This window comes from Actinomadura xylanilytica (genome assembly GCF_030283145.1).
GTDB lineage: Bacteria > Actinomycetota > Actinomycetes > Streptosporangiales > Streptosporangiaceae > Spirillospora > Spirillospora xylanilytica.
On the sequence record NZ_JASNWE010000005.1, the window covers coordinates 552978 to 568740 of the forward strand.

General features: G+C 69.0%; 15 protein-coding genes. 8 read left to right on the plus strand and 7 right to left on the minus strand.

The features are described 5' to 3' along the window. Positions 1 to 530 precede the first annotated feature (530 nt). Positions 531 to 1793: a DUF418 domain-containing protein gene (locus QP090_RS32390; RefSeq protein WP_285943461.1), complete on the minus strand. Its 1263-nt coding sequence runs from the start codon at positions 1791 to 1793 to the stop codon at positions 531 to 533. 64 nt (positions 1794 to 1857) lie between these two features. On the opposite strand from QP090_RS32390, the gene QP090_RS32395 reads away from it, so the two are divergent. Next, positions 1858 to 2088: a hypothetical protein gene (locus QP090_RS32395; protein ID WP_285943462.1), complete on the plus strand. Its 231-nt coding sequence runs from the start codon at positions 1858 to 1860 to the stop codon at positions 2086 to 2088. A 36-nt stretch (positions 2089 to 2124) separates the two neighbouring features. On the opposite strand, the gene QP090_RS32400 is transcribed toward QP090_RS32395, so the two are convergent. The 3 genes from QP090_RS32400 to QP090_RS32410 form a co-directional block, all read right to left on the minus strand. Further along, the gene (locus tag QP090_RS32400; RefSeq protein WP_285943463.1) at positions 2125 to 2316 is read right to left on the minus strand and encodes a hypothetical protein; all 192 of its coding nucleotides are present in this window, start codon (positions 2314 to 2316) and stop codon (positions 2125 to 2127) included. Positions 2317 to 2724: 408 nt separating this feature from the next. Beyond that, the gene (locus QP090_RS32405; RefSeq protein ID WP_285943464.1) at positions 2725 to 3132 is read right to left on the minus strand and encodes a DUF1877 family protein; all 408 of its coding nucleotides are present in this window, start codon (positions 3130 to 3132) and stop codon (positions 2725 to 2727) included. Between the two features lie 874 nt (positions 3133 to 4006). Next, positions 4007 to 4516 carry a hypothetical protein gene (locus tag QP090_RS32410; RefSeq protein WP_285943465.1) on the minus strand — a complete coding sequence of 170 codons (510 nt, stop codon included), beginning with the start codon at positions 4514 to 4516 and terminating at the stop codon, positions 4007 to 4009. A 411-nt stretch (positions 4517 to 4927) separates the two neighbouring features. Between QP090_RS32410 and QP090_RS32415 the strand changes: the two genes are divergently transcribed. Continuing rightward, the gene (locus QP090_RS32415; protein ID WP_285943466.1) at positions 4928 to 6199 is read left to right on the plus strand and encodes a cytochrome P450; all 1272 of its coding nucleotides are present in this window, start codon (positions 4928 to 4930) and stop codon (positions 6197 to 6199) included. A 1367-nt stretch (positions 6200 to 7566) separates the two neighbouring features. Beyond that, positions 7567 to 8760 (plus strand): alpha/beta fold hydrolase, encoded by a 1194-nt coding sequence (locus QP090_RS32420; RefSeq protein ID WP_285943468.1) that lies wholly within the window; start codon positions 7567 to 7569, stop codon positions 8758 to 8760. A 53-nt stretch (positions 8761 to 8813) separates the two neighbouring features. Here the strand turns inward: QP090_RS32420 and QP090_RS32425 are convergent, their stop codons facing one another. Beyond that, positions 8814 to 9278, minus strand: a complete 465-nt coding sequence (locus tag QP090_RS32425; protein WP_285943469.1) for a hypothetical protein — start codon at positions 9276 to 9278, stop codon at positions 8814 to 8816. A gap of 61 nt (positions 9279 to 9339) precedes the next feature. Between QP090_RS32425 and QP090_RS32430 the strand changes: the two genes are divergently transcribed. Next, positions 9340 to 10383: a tyrosine-type recombinase/integrase gene (locus QP090_RS32430; protein ID WP_285943470.1), complete on the plus strand. Its 1044-nt coding sequence runs from the start codon at positions 9340 to 9342 to the stop codon at positions 10381 to 10383. 164 nt (positions 10384 to 10547) lie between these two features. On the opposite strand, the gene QP090_RS32435 is transcribed toward QP090_RS32430, so the two are convergent. Then, positions 10548 to 11186, minus strand: coding sequence for an HAD family hydrolase (locus tag QP090_RS32435; RefSeq protein WP_285943471.1), 639 nt, complete (start codon positions 11184 to 11186; stop codon positions 10548 to 10550). Positions 11187 to 11383: 197 nt separating this feature from the next. Here QP090_RS32435 and QP090_RS32440 point away from each other — a divergent pair, with 197 nt between their 5' ends. The 4 genes from QP090_RS32440 to QP090_RS32455 all read left to right on the plus strand — a co-directional run bounded on the left by QP090_RS32440 (position 11384) and on the right by QP090_RS32455 (position 15057). Then, positions 11384 to 12061, plus strand: coding sequence for a DedA family protein (locus QP090_RS32440; protein WP_285943472.1), 678 nt, complete (start codon positions 11384 to 11386; stop codon positions 12059 to 12061). A 106-nt stretch (positions 12062 to 12167) separates the two neighbouring features. Continuing rightward, positions 12168 to 12959, plus strand: coding sequence for a phosphatase PAP2 family protein (locus tag QP090_RS32445; RefSeq protein WP_285943473.1), 792 nt, complete (start codon positions 12168 to 12170; stop codon positions 12957 to 12959). A 302-nt stretch (positions 12960 to 13261) separates the two neighbouring features. Then, positions 13262 to 14236 (plus strand): ABC transporter ATP-binding protein, encoded by a 975-nt coding sequence (locus QP090_RS32450; protein ID WP_285943474.1) that lies wholly within the window; start codon positions 13262 to 13264, stop codon positions 14234 to 14236. Then, positions 14233 to 15057 (plus strand): ABC-2 transporter permease, encoded by an 825-nt coding sequence (locus QP090_RS32455; RefSeq protein ID WP_285943475.1) that lies wholly within the window; start codon positions 14233 to 14235, stop codon positions 15055 to 15057. Before QP090_RS32450 ends, QP090_RS32455 begins: the two co-directional genes overlap by 4 nt. A gap of 27 nt (positions 15058 to 15084) precedes the next feature. Here QP090_RS32455 and QP090_RS32460 read toward each other — a convergent pair whose 3' ends face one another. Further along, positions 15085 to 15744, minus strand: a complete 660-nt coding sequence (locus tag QP090_RS32460) for a response regulator transcription factor (protein ID WP_285943476.1) — start codon at positions 15742 to 15744, stop codon at positions 15085 to 15087. Between the last annotated feature and the right edge of the window lie 19 nt (positions 15745 to 15763).

The window sequence follows — 15763 nt, forward strand, 5'->3', positions numbered from 1 at the left end:
CCCTGTGTCGATGTCAGACGTTCCCTGCAGAGAACTTCTGATTCTTCCGCTGTCAGTACTCCCGTGCTCAAGGGTGATGGTGTGGCATGGACGGTGGGTCGGCGGAAGTCCCTGAGCGGGGTGTGCTGATGGCCTCGGAGGAGGTGTGGGCGGTCGCTGTCCGCCAGTCGGAGGTGATCGGGAGGCTGGCGTGGGAGGAGGGGGAGCCGGTCCTCACGCCGTCCCTTGCCTGGTCGCCGCGAAGGTGCCGTCGAGCGAGATCGGCCAGCGTGCTCTCGCCCGGCTGTCGGGCCGCTGCGCGGGGCGGTGCACGATCTGACGGCCGCCCGGATCTGGGGCATCAACTGCGCACTGGCCGCCACCGAACTGCTCGTGCTTGCCGGTAGGCGCGCCCCCAGGACCGGAAATCCGGCCGCCACCAGAATTCGGTTCGACACTTTCTGTCGAATGACGGTCTTCATTTCCGTGCCGGACAAACCAATGCGCCTTTCCTCTTGAAGCGGACAAGAGAGTAAACGCACGAAATAAAACTATGGCTGGGGCGACCGTGTCCCGCTGTGCGGGCGCCACGGTGGTGTCGACAGCGTGGTCCAGGCGCGCAGCAGCCACTCCAGCGGGCCGTAGGCGTGGTGTCGCAGCCACCATCGGCTAGCCACTGTCTGCGCCGCGAACAAGGTCAGGGCGATCGCAGCGATGCCGATGGGCGGGACACGGCCGACCAGGGCGGCCCCGAAGCCGGTGAACAGCAGGGCACAGACCAGGGACTGACCGAGATAGTTGGTCAGCGACATGCGGCCCGCTGGTGCGAGCGCGGTGACCACGGCCCGGCTGAAGCGGCCGCGGACCAAGCGGAACACGGTCGCCGCGTAGGCGGCGGCCACCAGGGGAGCGGTGATCACGTCGAGGCCCAAGGCGAAGAGCTGGTATGCGGACTCGGGGTGGTTCAGGCTCGCGTCCGCGTACACGATGCCGCCCAGCAGTCCAACCGTGAAGCCGATCCACTGGAGCCGCCGCAGGAGTCGCTGGTGCCGGTCGGTGTCCGCGAGGGCTCGCCGGCGTCCGGCCGCCAGTCCCAGCAGGAAGGCGGCGAGCGCAGACGGCGCCTGGAAGAAGGCCAGCAGAACGGCCACGTCCGGCAGTACCTGGAGGTGAGCGCCGACGACCGATGCCGGCCCGCCACGCAGGGCCTCGGTCGCCTCGGCCGCGGCGGATGCCGTGGAGGCAGCGATCGTACCGCCCCCGCCCGCATGGGCGACGGCGAGCGCGAGGAGCGCGTATCCGACGGCGGTCACCGCCAGCAGCGCCACGGCGATCCGTATCGCGGTACGGGGCTGGATGCGGCGCAGCGCGAGCAGGATGAGGCCGAGGACGGCGTACAGCGTGAGGATGTCGCCGGGGAACAGGACGACGGCGTGGATGACGCCGATCACGAACAGCCCGGTCAGGCGCCGCAGGAAGCGTGGCGTGAACCGGGTGCCGCGTCGCTCGGCCGAGTCGATCTGCAGCGTGAAGCTGTAGCCGAACAGGAACGAGAACAGCAGGAAGAACTTCGCCTCGAAGAGCACCGCCACCAGCCAGCGGACGGCCTCGCTCAGCGGGCCGCCCAGACCCGGGTCCTCCAGGCCGGTGCCGTGATAGGCGGAGGCCATGTAGGTGATGTTGACCATCAGGATGCCGAGCAGCGCAAAGCCGCGCAGCGCGTCCACCTGCGCCAGCCGGGCGCTGCCTGACTGCTCCTCCCGTGTCGTGGGCAGGGGGCGCGAGGGGCTCTCCGTACGTGGTCGGGTGCTCACGGCACTCCTCAGAACTATCGAATCCTAAACGGTCGTTTTCAGAACGAGCGTACTATGATCGTCGGTGGAGATCGAACAAGCGGAGGCGCACCGAGTCTGCGCCGGGGGATTAGCGAAGGAACCGAGCGCAGGTGGCCGCCTTGCATGGGAGGCGGTCGGCCGCACACTCGGCAGCGCGCTCGGTCCGCCCGAGAAGGGCCGGACGTTCCTCGTCTCCCATCTGCACCACGACCGCGGCATCACCGCGCTCGACGGTGCGGGCCACTCAGGTGAGGCGGAATGTTCGGCTTCTTGATCGGCACGAGAGCAAGGTTGCGGGCCTCGGCCACGATCAGCCCGCACAGGCTGGCCGCAAAGTCCTCCATCGCCGGGTCGGCACCGGAGATGTGGTGAAGTCGGCTGCCAGCCCGGTCCGGTCGAACACCCCCAGCAGCAGCCCGGGGAAGTCCACCCTCGACAGCATCTGATCGGTCAGGGCGCGGAACAGGCAGATGTTGCGGTAGGGGAGTGGGCTGAGGATCACAGCGAGTCTGTTTCCTGAGCGGGGATCGTGGATTGTGTTTACTGGAGGTGCGCCAGAACGGGGGAGAGGTTGGCGAGGTCGCGGGCTGTGTCGGCGGCGACTTGGGGTAAAGACTGGTCGTAGAGAGGTTCTTGTGCCCGAGCACCGCTTGCAACTCGTTGAGTCCATTACGCAAGACGCCGACGGCGAAAGTAGACGGAAGACGTGCGCGAGCTCACCGGCGGAACGTGTAACTGCCGCCCAACGACACCACAGGTCTACTCGGTACTCGATCAGGCCCGTCGTGGGGGATAGGCGGGGTCTACGGTACCCAAGCCGCGTTCACGATCGGCGAGGTAGTCGTCGACGCATTGAGTGTTTTCCACCGGCGTCCGAGGGCGGTTGATCACAGCATGATTGGTTCACCTGCTACCAGGCCGTGATCTTCATACCTGCCGCTGCGTCGGCCGCCCTTCGGTAGACATCCATGAGGGCCATGAAGTGAGCCTTGAGGTAGTTGTCGATGCCCGGGTCGTTGCAACCCTTCCCCTGCGGCGTTTCCTGGTAAGCGGCCAAGTATCGCTCGAAGGTCACGATCTGCAGTTGTTGCCAGTTCCGCTGGACTTCCTCGGGGTCGAGCTGCCTCTCGTAGATACCTCCGCCGTCAGAGTCCTCGTCCCCGGTCGCGATGAAGATGTTCCCGGTCACGATGAATTCGCCGTCGAGCCCGACTGCGTTGAGGCCTTCGGCGAGGTCGAACCAGCTCGTGTCGATGTCGACCTCCTTGCCGGCGGGCTCCGCGCCGTGTACCGGCTGCAGGTATGTGTACACGCCCACGGCGTTTATCTCCCTTGGGTCTGGCGTCCCGGCTCGTGCTGCCGCAAGGCCCGGCCTGTCTGGGGTCGTGCTGCAGCAACGGCGCACCACATGATGTAGCGCGCACCATTATGTATCCGCGCGGCCCTGCGCGTGGTTCAGGTCGAATCGCGCTACACCAGCCCACCACGCACGCCAGCCGTCCGAGCTCCTTCGTTCGGGGGGGGTGGAAAAGGCTCACTGAACTGCGATGGCGCCGACCACGCCCCACTCAAGGCTCTGCTCGAAGTGCCGGGCGGCCGAGCAGGGACGCGCTCATTCACTGGCGTCACTGGCGAGCGACGCATGTGGTGGCCGGCGGGGACTCCCGAGGAGTCAACTTAACATAATGTACATTATCGACCATCCCCGAGACCGCCAGGAAGAGGGGCGAAACGGGTCTCCATCGCCTCGTGGTGCACCTCTGATCGCCGATCGTCGTGAACGGCCGCTCGAGCTCGCGGCTGCGCGGCTGATCGCTGTCCCGCAAAATGGCCGGGTCCCGACCGGCGCGTCGCGCTGGAGACGGTCTCCCGCGGTGCCGTCACTGTCGGAGCGGTCGGGCTTGGGCCAGCACTTTCAGCGGAGCGAGAGAGCCGCAACGCAGGTAAGGGCGCCCGCTCAGAGCGGACGCCCTTACCTGCTCGTTCAGACCTTCTGAAGCCGGACCGCGCCGGTGACCACCACAGGTGTTCCCGGTCCCCGGTTCCGGGGCGGCGGCCGAACGTGCGCTGGCCCGGTCCGGCCGGTCGACGGCGCCACCACAAGGTCACGGCCAACGTGGTGTGGGGCGGGGCGGGCACTCCGCTCCTAATCTCCTGGCCGTCCGGTGCACTGATCGGCGAGTTCCCAGCAGTTAGGGCAGGTTTCGTTGGGCCGCTCCCAGATCTCGCGCGCCATGTAGATGACGGCAATCGCGCTGGCCTTGATCGCCGAGTTGATCTCGCCGGGTTCGTGCGGTGGGACGGGGGCGGGGCCGAGGTTGCGCAGTCTGGCCATGCGCGCCACGAGGTGAGCGATAGAGGGGGCCCTCGACCTCGCGGCCCTCGACGGCTGACCAGTGGTGCGCCAGGTTCTGCAGCAGCAGAGCGCTCGCCTCGCTGGGCGCGGCGGTGGGCTTGGTGGTGCTGACACCGAACAGGCGGAGCTCTGCGCGGGCGCTCCCCTCGATGAAATCGAGGGGAGACGGACTTGCCTGGGCTTCGCGGTATTCGTCGGCGGTGGTCTGGCTGACATCGAACACGATGGCGGTGCGGTGGTTTCCGAGCATGGCTAGCTCGGGTAGTCGGTCGCGCCAGACCAGCAACCGTTCGTCCGGGTGGATCGGGCCGGGGGTGAAGATCTTGATCCCGGTTCGGTCGGTCACCTGGTGTCCGAGTCGCTCCCACTCGGCGTGCCCCGGCACCAACAGAACGCGGACCGTCCACCGAGTCTATCGCCGGTGGCGCGGGGTGCGAGGCCGCAACTCCACCGAGAGCAAAGAGCCTCGCCAAGGGCAGCCCGGCGCTGTGGCTGGGGGCTCCCCGATCCGGTGTCCACCTCGGTGCCGGGGACGTCGATCTAACCCCTGTGGATCTTGCTGCCAGAAGCAGGGAATGTGATACTTCACTACGGATTGCACCGTTAGTAGTATTTTCATGCCTATTTGCGCTGATTTCGGCGTGGATGGCGCTGTAACGAGGACTGGGGAGTTCGCGTGATGGTTTCTGCAAGGTCGACCAGGAACATGCCTTTTCATCGCATCGCTCCGGCTCTCATCCGGGACCCCCTGGAGGCGGTGGAACTGATCGGCGCAGAAGTCGGCGGTGATATCCTGCGAATAAACCTAGGGGCCTTCCGTCCCTACCTCATAACCCGCCCTGAACATCTTGATCGCGTTCTATATGACAACAAGGAGAATTATCAGCGTCAGGGCTGGCTATGGCGTCCACTCAGTCGCTTGATCGGCGATCCTTCGGGAAGCGACGATCTGTGGTGGACAAAACGTGAAGTGTTCCAAAATCTGGTGTCCGGCCCGAGCATCAAGCGATTCTCTGATGCAATGGCGCGAACGATCTCGGCGTCGGTCCAAGAAATGGCCGCCCGAGCCGAGAATGGAAGGCCGCTGGACGCCGCCGATGAGATGGCCCGCATCGTGTACCGGGCCATCACCAAAGTGCTCATCGGCGACAAGATCACCAATGATCAGGCCGACCGGATTGGCGCTGCCCTGCAGGCCGCCTCCGCGGCGCTGCGCCCCCGGCTGGCGTTCCCCTTCGTCCCCAACGCCGTTCCCTTTCCAGGTGACCGCACGTTCCGCCGCGCCGTGAGGGTCGTGGACAGCCTGGTGTTCCCCATCGTCGAGCAGGCGCAGCGACAGGGCTCTGATGGCGAGGACATCGTGTCCCGTCTCCTGCAGGCCCGAACCGCCGACGGGCAGCGTTTCGATCTACAACAGTTGCGCGATGGGCTTGTCTCCCTGTTCGTCGCCGGCACTGAGACCACCACCATCGCGCTGACCTTCCTCTGGACGGTGCTGGACTCCCAGCCGCAGGTCGCCGAAACCCTCCAGCAAGAGGTCGACCGAGTCGTCGGCGATGGGCCGATCACCGGCGCTCACCTGCTGGAACTGGGCTACGCCCGCAAGGTCGCATTGGAGATGCTGCGGCTGTACCCACCAGGGTGGATGCTTCCGCGCATGGTCGCCAACGACGATGTCATCGGCGGAGTGCCGATCAAGGGCGGGAGCCTCATCGTGATGAGCCCCTACCTCACCCACCGGCTCCCCGATGTCTGGGAGAACCCCCTGGAGTTCGACCCCGGACGGCACGATCCCGGCCAGCAACGCCACCGATTCGCCTACATGACCTTCGGTGGCGGTCCCCACGCCTGCGTCGGGAAGCAATTCTTCACCGCGGAAGTCCAACTCATCCTGGCCGCCATCACCAGCAGATTCCGTCCCCAGGTGGTCGGATCACCTCCGACCCGGCCGCAACTGGGACTCACTCTGCGGCCAAGGCAACGGGTCCAGATCAGGCTCCGACAGACCGGGCCTCTGGCCAAGCGATAAACCTCGCAGGACCGGCTCTGCTCTTGGATGGGGCGCGACCAGGCAGCCTGATCGCCCTCACCTCGGGCACCAAGGTGCGGCGCGAGCGAGCCGGAGTTCGTCTGCACCCCAGAGTCTTCGCCGGATGCGAGAAGGTGAAGCAGCAGGTTGTCGCACGGCCTACGCCCCGACGACCTGCTACACCCCTCGCCGAGGACCTGCCGAGTGAACACTCCCACGGTATGCCCCGGGTGGAACGCTCGATTGGTGGCCAGCAAAGGGCGCCCTCGGCACACCCAACGCCAACTGAACCAATGCGGGCCGCTCAGCTCCGCTGCATGCCTGAGGTCGGCAGAGCGCCGGTCGTTCCGTTCGTGTTCGGCATCCCGGGCCTATGGTGTCCCCACACACCGGGCCCCGCGCCACTTCTCGAACGGCACACAACGACGCCGCCGTCGACGATCCGAGCGTTCTCACAAATCTGCGGATATCGCGCCCTGGTGACAGAACCGCTGACAGGCGGTCGCTGGAGGTCGGTTGGTTTGATCTTGTGGTGGCCGTTCTCCCATCTGCTGATGGCTGAGGTGGAGAAGTGTGGTCATCACGGGACCGCTCCCCGTCGGGCCCGTCCACGTGTTCCGGCTGTCATACCGAACAGAATTTCGTTTCTGTTCGGTATGACCACATATGAGCTATTTTTCACTCAATGCCCGGAGGGCGTCACAGTCGGCGGCCGCCTGTCAGGACGGCCGACCAATGGCGGGTCACTTGTCCGCCTGGACGTGCCGCAAGGCGGCGGCGTATCTCCTGGAAGAGGTGCTCACGCTTGGCCGGTTCCATGGGCGCGGCACAACCAGGCCGACTTCCCGGACGTTTCGGTGATCACCTCCACTCCAGCAGGGCGATGTAGTCCCCCGCCGTATAACGACGGGCTCCTTCTCCAGGGCCTCCCCCAGTTCGATCGCCGTGATCCGGAAACCCATCCGCGCCAGCGGCAGTGTCGCCTTCCCAGGGCCGCACCCCACCTCCAGGAGGCGCGCGGGCGGTTTCACCCCCGTCATCGTGAGCAGGTCGCCATCCAGCTCGTCCGGATAGTCCGGACGGGCCTTCTGGTACAGCGAAGCCGCTCTGTCGAAGGTCGTGCGCAGCTGAGGGTCGTGGCACAGGCCTCGAGCGTATGGGCGGGACTTGCCACGGATGGGGGTACAGGTCCACTCCCCCGGCGGGTCGTGGCCCGGACTCGCAGCCGACGGGGCCGCGAGGGCGGCCTCGGCCGGGTTTTCTGGCGGGGGCCTGCCGTGTTGTTCGCGAGTAGGACGGTTGCGGGGGTGTGTACGTCCGGTGCGGTAGTGAGGGACACCGCAGAGGGACGACGACCCGGGGCGCTGGTGCGACTGACAATCGTCGGTGTCCGCATCATCGATTCGTGGCCGATTGGAGTTGCCATGCGCGGGTCTTTTGATCGTCGGGGTTTTCTGCGGGTGTCCGGTGTCGCGGGGCTGGCGACCGCCGGTGTGGCGGCGGGTTCTGGAATGGCGTCAGCGGGGGCGGTGCCGGGGCCGGCGGACGACGGTGTCACCGGGGGGCGTTTCGCCGTTCGTCATCGGATCGTGCGGACGAACGGGATCGATATGCATGTGGCCGAGGCGGGTCGGGGGCCGGTCGTTCTGCTCCTGCACGGTTTTCCGGAGTTCTGGTATTCCTGGCGTCATCAGCTTCCCGTTCTGGCGGCGGCGGGCTTTCGCGCCGTCGCTCCGGATCTGCGGGGGTACGGGCGTACGGATGCTCCGAAGGTGGCGGGCGGGTACAGCCTGCGCGACAATCTGGCTGATCTGACCGGGTTGCTCGATGCGCTGGGTGTGCGGGGTGCGGCGGTCGTCGGACATGATCAGGGGGCGACGGTCGCCTGGGCGGGTGCGCAGTTGTATCCGGAGCGTTTTCCGGTGGTGGTGTCGTTGGGGGTGCCTTATCCGGGGCGGCTTCCCTTGCCCATTACGCAGTACATGCGGCAGACCAATCCGGGCATGTTCAACGTCGTCGTCTACTTTCAGCGGCAGGGTGTCGCGGAGGCGCAGCTGGACGCGGATGTGGATCGCACGCTGCGCATGACGTTGTTCGCGTTGTCAGGCGATGCCCCGGCCGATCTGGTGCCGCGCTGGTTGATGCGGACGCCCGAGGGGTCCGGCTATCTGGATCCCCTTCCCGATCCCGGTCGTCCTTCACACTGGTCGCATTGGCTCGGTGATGCCGAGTTCGGCCACTATGTGCGGGAGTTCGGGCGGACGGGGTTTGCCGGGGCGATCCGGCGTTATCGGTCTCTCGATTTCGACTGGTCGGATCTGCCGGAGATCGGGACGTTGAAGGTCGGGCAGCCCGCGTTGTACGTGACGGGTGATCGGGACTCCGCGTACGTGTTCAACAAGGATCTCGATCCGATGCGCGCGATGGTGCCGGGTCTGCGCGATGTGGTGGTCCTGCGCGGGTGTGGTCATTGGACGCAGCAGGAGCGTGCGCGCCAGGTGAACGGGCGTCTGGTGCGGTTCCTGCGGTCCGAGTACGCGGGAGGCGTCCCGCACGGGTGAGTGCCGCGGGCCGTGGAGAGTGGGCGCGGCGTGTGGCTGTGCCGTCGGGGGCGTCAGGTGGCCGGGGCCGTGCGGTGGGGTTCGAGGGCGCGCATGTAGTCGACGAGTCGGACTCCGATCTCGATGGCGATGTCGGGTCCGTCGAGGTCGGGGTCGAGCCAGGTTTCGGAGACACGGCGCCAAGTGGCCGGGCCGATGAAGGGGCCGGCGACGGGGGCGGTGCCGAGTTGGGGGCGCCAGCGGGGTTCGGCGGCGGTCAGGCGGGTGAGGGCGGCGTCGTTGTCGGTTTCGGCGCGGTGTTCGGCGTGGAAGCCGATCTCCAGTGCGCGGGTGCGGGCTTGTGGGAGGAGGTCGGCGTTGATGAGCTGGGCCTCGTAGTGTTCGCGGCCGGGTTCGGGGCTGTCGAACCAGGCTTTGACGCCGCGGGGGTGGACGCGCAGGTGGAGGTCGCCGAGTTCGGTCGGGGTGGTTCCCCGGACGACTTCGCCGACCTGGTCGAACAGTTCCCATTCGGCCATGGTGCACCTCCTGTTCGATCTTAGTGGGGCTTCTGTCGGTGGCGGACGGTAGCGTCGGCGGGTGCGTCCCACCGATGTTCAGCCGTTGACCGTGGCCGTGGCCGTCGACCGTTATGCGGAGATGGTTCGGGCGAAGACCGCGACGGGTGCCCTGGCGCCCGGTACCGCCGAGGTGTATGCGCGTGATGTGCATACGTTCGCGGGGTTGGCGGGTGGGGAGCGGGTGCTGGACGACCTGTCGGGTGAGGATGTCGATGAGGTGCTGCTGAGGTTCGCGCGTAAGCCGGACGGGCGGCGGGTGCGGGCGCCGGGAGGTTCGGCCGGTGCGGGTCCGTTGCAGAGTGCGGCGTCGCAGGCGCGGTTCCGCCGGTCGGTGTCGGCGTTCTTCCAGTACGCGACGATCGCGGGGTGGGTGCAGTTGAACCCGATGGGTGCGGTGACGTTGCGGGCGAAGGAGCGGGGCGGGTTGCGGGCTGAGCGGCGGGCGCTGACGGCCGAGCAGGCGGAGGGGCTGCTGGGGGCGGCGCGGGGGTTGGTGCGGGATGCGCCCGAGCCGGGGCGGCGGGCCGATCAGCGGACGGAGTTGCGGGATGGGCTGATCGTGTTGTTGCTGGCGGCGGTGGGGCCTCGGGTGTCAGAGCTGACGCGGGCGAACGTCGAGGATTTCTTCGTGAACGCGGGGACGCGGTATTGGCGGATCTTCGGTAAGGGTGGGCGGACGAGGGATGTGCCGCTCCCCCGTCCGGTCGTCGAGGTGTTGGACGCGTATGTGGCGGAGGGGCGTTCGCTGTTGGATCGGGGGCGTGAGCCGAAGGCGTTGTTGCTGTCGTGGCGGGGGCGGCGGCTGGCGCGGGGTGACGTGCAGGCGGTGATCGATCGGGTGCAGGCGCGGGTGGAGCCGGGGCGGCGGCGGAGTGTGACGCCGCATGGTCTGCGGCATACGACGGCGACGCATCTGCTGGCTGCGGCGACGGATATGGACGCGGTGCGGCGGGTGCTGGGGCATTCGGATCTGTCGACGTTGGGGCGTTATCGGGATGAGTTGCCGGGTGAGCTGGAGGCGGCGATGCGGGTGCATCCGCTGCTGGGGCCGGTGGAGCGCTGATGTGAGCGCCGCTTCGCCGTGCGGGCTCGCGGGCCGGTGGCGGGGAGCCGGGTCCGGTGGTGGTCGGTGCGGGGCCTGTCGGTGCGGGGCCTGTCGGTGCGGGGCCTGTCGGTGCGGGGCCTGTCGGCGCGGGGCTGGTGGCCTGGGGTGGTGGCCTGGGGTGGTCAGGGGGTGAGCAGGGTGCGGGCGAGGGCGTACGCCTGGGTGAGGTCGTCGCCGCGGTAGTCGAGGGCGGCGAGGTCGGCCAGGTGGTGGTCGGCGTTGACGGCGACGGTGTTGGTGAGGTGGCGGAACAGCGGTGCGTCCGACATGGAGTCGCCGTAGGCGATGCAGCGGGAGGACGGCAGGTCGTGCCGGGTGCGGAGGTCTTCGGTGATGGTGACCTTGTCTGCGGGGGTGAGGACGCCGTCCGGGTCGAGGGGTTCGGTGAAGGGCAGTGGAGGGAAGCGGGAGGCGATGACGTCGTCGAAGCCGAGGTCCAGCAGGTGCCGGGCGAAGAAGTCGGGCGACATGGTGATGACGGCGGAGTGCTCGCCGCGGGCGCGGATGTCGGCGCAGACGTCCGCGATGCCGTTGAGCCAGGTGGCGGTGGTGTAGGCGGTGGCGACGGTGCTCGGGGTGAGGTGGTGCCAGAGGCGGTGGATGGCGGCGGAGAAGCCGCGGGTGTCCAGGGTGCCGGCGGCGAAGCGGGCCTCGAGGCCGTGGAGTTCGGGGAGGGTGCCCAGGTGCCGGGCGACCTCCTGGTTGGCGGTGGTGCCGGTCAGCAGGGTGCCGTCCATGTCGAAGATGTGCAGGGTTCCCACAACTGCTCATTGTGGCGGTGTGGGGGCGCCGGTGGGCGGGTCATGAGGACCGCCGCTCCCCCGCGCTCGGGCAGGTGAGGCCCGGGGTGGCGCTCGTGGTCGAGGTGCCGCCCGCTCGGTCGTGCTGCCGAAAGTGGGGGGTGGGGGTGGTCCATCGCCGGATGCCGGCGGGGATGTCCGGTGCCTAGCGTCGGGGCATGGACGTTGTGGCCGGTCTGTTGCATACGGCGGTGACCTCGCCGTGGTTCTACCTGGTGCTGTTCGCGGTGGCGGCGATCGACGGGTTCTTCCCGGTGGTGCCGAGCGAGAGCATGGTGATCACCGCGGGGGTGTACGCGGCGTCGGGTGAGCCGGACGTGGTGGCGGTGGTGGTGCTCGCGGCGCTGGGGGCGTTCGCGGGTGATCATGTGTCGTACGGGGTGGGGCGGGGATGGGGGCCGCGGCTGGTGCGGCGGATGCGGCCGGGCACGCGTCGGGGGCGGGCGTTCGGGTGGGCGCGGCGGACGATGGCCGAGCGGGGCGGGTTGATCTTGGTGGTGGCGCGGTACGTGCCGGGGGGCCGGACGGCGGTGACGCTGACGATGGGCGTGGTGGGGTTTCGGCTGCGGTCGTTCTCGTTGTTCGCGGCGGTGGCCGCGGTGTCGTGGGCGTTGTACGGGACTCTGCTGGGTTATGTGGGCGGGGTGGTGTTCGAGGACGATCCGGTGCTGGGGGTGGTGGTGGGGCTCGGGTTGGCGGTTTCGGTGACGGTGGGTGCCGAGGGGGTCCGTTTCCTGCGCGGCCGGAGGCGTCCGGGCCCGGTGGCCGTGGAGCCGGGGCGCGGCGGGGGTGTGGGCGAGGATGCGGTGCCGGTGGAGTCGATCTCCGGTCTCTGACCTCGGTTACATGACATTCTCTACAGATCGATGGACGTAGGGTGAAGGTCGGTGGTCCCGCGGGGAGTCTCGTTCCCGTGGGGGCGCCTCGAGCGTGAGGGAGACAATGCAAGCGCCTGAGTTCAGCGCCGACTGGTATCGCGGCATCACCGAGTTCGCGCACGGTACGCCGTCGTGGGTGCATTCGGTGGCCGAGGTCGGCACGGATGCGGGGCTGCTGCTGTTCGCCGTGCTGTTCGTGGCGGGCTGGTGGCGGGCGCGGGGTGGTGAGGCGCGGGCGATGGGGCTGGCGCTGGCCGCGCCATGCGCGATGGTGGCGGCCTATCTGGTGAGCGAGGTCTCCAAGAGTTTCATTCAGGAGGAGCGGCCGTGCCGGGCGGTGGCGGGGGCGATGAACATCGCGGCCTGTCCGGCTCCGGGCGACTGGTCGTTCCCGAGCAACCACGCGACGATCGCGGCGGGGTCTGCGGCGGCGATCGTGGTGGCGTGGCGGGCGATGGCGCCGCTGGTGCTGCCGCTGGCGGCGTTGATGGCGCTGTCGCGGGTGTTCGTCGGGGTGCACTACCCGCACGATGTGGCGGCCGGGTTCCTGGTCGGGGTGGTGGTGGCGCCGCTGGTGGCGCTGGTGCTGGTGCGGCTGGCGGTTCCGGTGGTGACGCTGGTGCGCGGGTTGCCGTTCGGTGTGATCCTGCTGGGTCCGTCTCCGGCGGGTGCGGTGGCGGGTGCGGGCATGATCCCGCCGGGTTCGGCGCGTCCGGGCGGGGCTCGGCCCGGGGAGGTGCGGCCGGGTGCTTCGGGTGCGCACGCGGCGCCCGGTGCGCCGGATGCGGGGCAGGCGGCGCAGACGATGCCGGACGTGATGGGGGGCATGGGGCGGCACCGTCGCCCGCACGACTGATCTGATCGGGCGTCGGTACGAGTGTGCGGGTCGTTCCCGGGGGTGCTTCGGCGCCGCCGGGGGCGGCCCGTTCCGCGTGTCCGGGGGCTTGCGGTCCATGTCCTGGGGCCTTCTGGGGCGTGGGCTTGCGCCGGGCGGGGGCGGGGGCAGGGGCGGTGGTTGACGAAAGTGGGGGTGGGCGGCCGACGTTCGCGCACTGTGGCGGTACTCCCCCGGCGCCTAGCTTCGGGGTTGGCAGGTACAGGTGCCGGCGAGTGGTGCCGGGTACCGGTGGATTCCGAGAGCGCTGCCGCGGAGGCATGATGATCACGTTGCGGGGATTGACGAAGCGGTACGGGGACAGGACGGCGGTGCGGGACCTGACGCTGGAGGTCCCGGCGGGGCGGGTGACAGGGTTCCTCGGGCCCAACGGGTCGGGGAAGTCGACCACGATGCGGATGATTCTCGGGTTGGACCGGCCGACGGCCGGGGTGGCGTTGGTGGGCGGGCGTCCGTATGGGGCGTTGCGGCATCCGCTGCGGGAGGTGGGGGCGCTGCTGGACGCCAAGGCGGTGCATCCGGGCCGGTCGGCGCGGGCTCATCTGGTGGCGATGGCGCGCAGCAATGGGATCGCGGTGCGGCGGGTGGAGGAGGTGCTGGACACGGTGGGCCTGACGGCGGTGGCCGGGAGGCGGGTGGGGTCGTTCTCGCTGGGGATGGGGCAGCGGCTGGGGATCGCGGGGGCGCTGCTGGGTGATCCGCGGGTGGTGATGTTGGACGAGCCGGTGAATGGGCTGGATCCCGACGGGGTGCTGTGGGTGCGGGGGTTGATGCGGTCGCTGGCGGCCGAGGGGCGGACGGTGTTCGTGTCCAGTCATCTGATGAGCGAGATGGAGCTCATGGCGGATCGGCTGGTGGTGATCGGGCGGGGCCGGCTGATCGCGGACGCGCCGGTCGCGGAGGTGATCGCGGGGAGTTCCCGGAACGCGGTGCGGGTGCGCAGCCCGCGGGCGGGTGATCTGGCGGCGCTGCTGGCGGCCGAGGGTGTGGAGGTCGTCGAGGTGGAGGGGTGGGATCTGGTGGCGGTGGAGGTGTCGCTGGAGCGGGTGGGCCTGCTCTGCCATGAGCACGGGATCCCGCTGTATGAGTTGAGCGCGCGGGAGGCGTCGCTGGAGGAGGCGTACATGGAGCTGACGGGCGCGAGTGTGGAGTACGGGGCGGCGGCGGGCATACCGGCGGCGGGCGCGGGCGCTAGGGCGGGCGTGGCGGCTGGCCTGGGGGCGGTGGCCGGGCGATGACGGCGGTGATGGAGCGGGCGCCGGGCGGGTCCGGGGACGGGGTCGGGGAGGGCGGTCCGGGCGGGTTCCGGGGCGCGGTCGCGGCGGAGTGGACCAAGCTGTGGTCGCTGCGTTCGACGTGGTGGGGGCTGGTGGGGGCGTTCGTGGTGATGGGGGTGATGTGCGTGATCCTGGGTGGGGCGGTGGCCTCCAACAACACCAACGCGATCGCCGAGGACGACCAGGGTGTGGTGGCGGTCGGCGGGATCGCGGTCGACGCCGTCGACATCGTGCAGTTCGTGGTGCTGACGCTGGCGATGCTGGTGATCACCGGTGAGTACTCCAGCGGGAGCATCCGTTCCACGTTGCAGTGGACGCCGTCGAGGGCGCGGATGCTGCTGGCCAAGGCGTCGGTGGTCGCCGGGGTGCTGTTCCCGGTCGGGGTGGCGCTGGGTGCGGTGGGCACGGCGGTGGCGTATCCGATGCTGGGCGTGTGGGGCCGTTTCTCCGTCGGCGGCGCGGTGTCGGCTGCGTTGGCCTGCGGGGTCTATCTGGCGCTGATCGGTGTGTTCGCCCTGGGGGTGGGGGCGGTGCTGCGCAGCACCGCCGGGACGTTGACGACGGTGTTCCTGCTTCTGATGGTGGTGCCGATGATGCTGGGGAGCGGTGGGTCGAAGGTGATGGCGCACATCGCCGATTCGCTGCCCAGCAGCGCCGGGCGGCATTTCATGAAGGGCGACTCGGTCCCGTATCCGGCGGTGGCGGGTTTGGTGATCCTGGTGGCCTGGGTGGTCGCGGCGCTGTGGGCGGGTTGTGTGATCCTGCGCCGCCGGGACGCCTGACCGGCTCGGGGTGATCTGCGGGGCCGGTCAGGTGGTGCCGTTCACCAGGCCGGCCTCGTAGGCGATGATCGCCGCCTGGACCCGGTTGCGGACCTCCAGCCGGGTGAGGATCGCGCTGACGTAGGACTTCACGGTGCCCTCCACGACGTGGAGGCTGGTGGCGATCTCGGCGTTGGACAGTCCGGCGCCCACCAGCGCCAGGACCTGCCGTTCGCGGGGGGTGAGGGTGGTGGTGCGGCGGCGGGCCTCGGCGCCGTGTTCCAGCCGGCCGCCGCTGAGCTCGGTGATCACGCGGTGCGCGACCTTGGGCGAGAGGTAGGCGGCGCCGGCGGCGACGGCGTGCACTCCGGCGAGGAGTTCGTGCGGGTCGCCCGATTTCAGCAGGAAGCCGCTGGCGCCGTCCGACAGGGCCCGCGCGATGTACTCGTCCTCGCCGAAGGTGGTCAGTATGACGACCCCGGTGGCGGGGGCGGTGCGGCGGAGTTCGGCGGCGGCGGCGAGGCCGTCCAGGCGGGGCATCCGGATGTCGAGGAGGGCGACGTCGGGGCGGTGGGCGAGGGTCAGCTCGATCGCCTCGCGGCCGTCGCCGGCCTCGGCGACCACCTCGATGCCCGGGTCGGCGGACAGGATCGCCCGGACTCCGGCGCGGATCATGGTCTCGTCGTCGGCGAGGAGTACGCGGATCAAGCTGATCGTCCTTTTCGTG